The organism is Macromonas nakdongensis (genome assembly GCF_002837145.1).
Taxonomy (GTDB): domain Bacteria; phylum Pseudomonadota; class Gammaproteobacteria; order Burkholderiales; family Burkholderiaceae_C; genus Macromonas_B; species Macromonas_B nakdongensis.
In genome coordinates this window covers 1-1,706 of the sequence record NZ_NWMV01000116.1, presented here as the reverse complement: position 1 = coordinate 1,706, position 1,706 = coordinate 1, and the positions used below count along the sequence as shown (strand labels likewise).

The 1,706-nt window shown below is 63.1% G+C and carries 2 protein-coding genes; both read left to right on the top strand.

The features are described from left to right. Positions 1-410: TRAP transporter small permease (locus CON77_RS13535; protein ID WP_101049973.1), on the top strand; the 410-nt coding region annotated here is incomplete at its 5' end. Position 411: 1 nt separating this feature from the next. Continuing rightward, positions 412-1,706, top strand: a 1,295-nt coding sequence (locus CON77_RS13530; RefSeq protein WP_101049971.1) for a TRAP transporter large permease, incomplete at its 3' end; no start/stop codon positions are given.

Here is a 1,706-nt window from a genome sequence, read left to right as displayed (position 1 = left end):
GCTTGGGGCTGGGGCCGGTGCCCGGCGATTTCGAGCTGGTCGAAGCCGGCTCGGCCGTGGCGGTGTTTTTCTTCCTGCCCTGGACCTACTTGCGCGGCGGCCACGCCACGGTGGACCTGGTTTACATGTACCTGCCCAAGTGGCTGCAGCGCGCCGTGGTCACTTTCAGCGACCTGCTGATGTTGCTGCTGTGGCTGGCCCTGACCTGGCAGCTGTGGAACGGCTTGGTCGAAAAACGCGAGTACCTGGAAACCACCTTCATCCTGCAAATGCCGGTGTGGTGGGCCTACGCCTTCTGCCTGGTCGGCGCCATCATCGGCTGCCTGGCCTACATCGCCAAGAACCTGATCATGTTTGGTCTGGCGTCGTATCCCAAAGATTGGCCGGTCGAATCGGCTGGAGTCCACTGAAATGAGCACCATCGAACTGGCCGCCTGGTCGTTTCCGGTCCTGCTGGGCCTGATTTTCATGCGCGTTCCCATCGGGCTGGCCATGGCCATGGCCGGTCTGGTCGGCGCCTATTTCATCTATGGCAATGCCGCTCCCATCCTGAGCCAGCTCAAGCAGGTCACCTACAGTACCTTCTCCAACTACAACCTGTCGGTCATCCCGCTGTTCCTGTTGATGGGGCAGTTCGCTGCCATGGGAGGCTTGTCGCGGGCCTTGTTCAAGGCCGCCGAGGCCTGGATCGGCCACCGCAAGGGCGGTGTGGCCATGGCTGCGGTGGGGGCTTGCGCCGGGTTTGGGGCGATTTGCGGCTCGTCGCTGGCCACGGCCGCAACCATGGCCCAGGTGGCCCTGCCCGAACTCAAGCGGGCCGGCTATTCCGGCGCACTGTCCACCGCCTGCCTGGCCGCCGGCGGCACCCTGGGCATCCTCATCCCGCCCTCGGTCGTGCTCGTGATCTACGCCATCCTCACCGAGCAAAACATCGCCAAGCTGTTCCTGGCGGCGTTCATTCCCGGGATTCTGGCCGCCATCGGGTACATGATCGTCATCGCCATTTACGTGCGTGTCAAACCCGACAGCGCCGGCACCATGGCACCCATGCCCATGGCCGAACGCTGGAAAGCGACCTTGCAAACGTGGCCGGTGATCGTCATTTTTCTGACTGTGGTCGGCGGCATCTACACCGGCCTCTTCACTCCGACCGAAGGCGCGGCCATCGGTGCTTTCGGCACCGGCGTGGCGGCCTGGGCCGCCGGAGGGCTCAACCGCAAGACGCTGACCGAGGCCATCATGGGCACGGCCATCGCCACCGGCATGATATTCATGATCGTCCTGGGTGCCAGCCTCTACAACACCTTCCTGGCCCTGTCGCAGTTGCCACAGGAAATGGCGCAGTGGGTGATTGACCTGGGCATGAGCCCCTGGCTGGTGCTGACTACGGTGCTGGTGGTCTACCTGCTGCTGGGCTGCGTCATGGACTCGCTGTCCATGATTCTGCTGACCATCCCGATCTTCTTCCCGATGATCATGGGTCTGGACTTCGGTTTGCCGCCCGAAGAAACCGCCATCTGGTTCGGCATTCTGGTGCTGATCGTGGTGGAGGTGGGGCTGATCACGCCGCCGGTGGGCATGAACCTGTTCGTCATCAACAACATGGCCAAGGACATCCCCATTTCTCACACCTACCGTGGCGTGATGCCCTTCGTGCTGAGCGATCTGGTGCGCACCGCCATCCTGGCGGCCTTCCCGGCCATCAC